The organism is Seonamhaeicola marinus (genome assembly GCF_008085455.1).
In genome coordinates this window covers 1-276 of record NZ_VSDQ01000214.1, presented here as the reverse complement: position 1 = coordinate 276, position 276 = coordinate 1, and the positions used below count along the sequence as shown (strand labels likewise).

Here is a 276-nt window from a genome sequence, read left to right as displayed (position 1 = left end):
TTTTTAATATCACTGGCATATACTCTATCTTCATCATAATCTGGTAAAACTTCAAAGAAGTATTCTTCTAGTTTATCTTTACTATCTTTTGGTTTTACTGATGTTTGATTACCGTTTTCTTTTTCTTTAATTTTTTTGAAAACCTCTACTAAAGGTACTTCTTCAGCTAAGGTATAAATAGCTATTTCACTTAATACACTTACATTGTTTTGAAGCCCTATTGACAAACGTTTTTTATCAATTAAAGATTCTGCTACAAAACCACCACGGGTTTGT

General features: G+C 29.0%; 1 protein-coding gene. It reads right to left on the bottom strand.

Annotated features, from left to right (window positions below; all coding sequences use genetic code 11):
* A partial coding sequence (locus FUA24_RS03085) for a DUF5606 family protein (RefSeq protein WP_148540016.1) occupies positions 1-276 on the bottom strand: 276 nt, incomplete at both ends.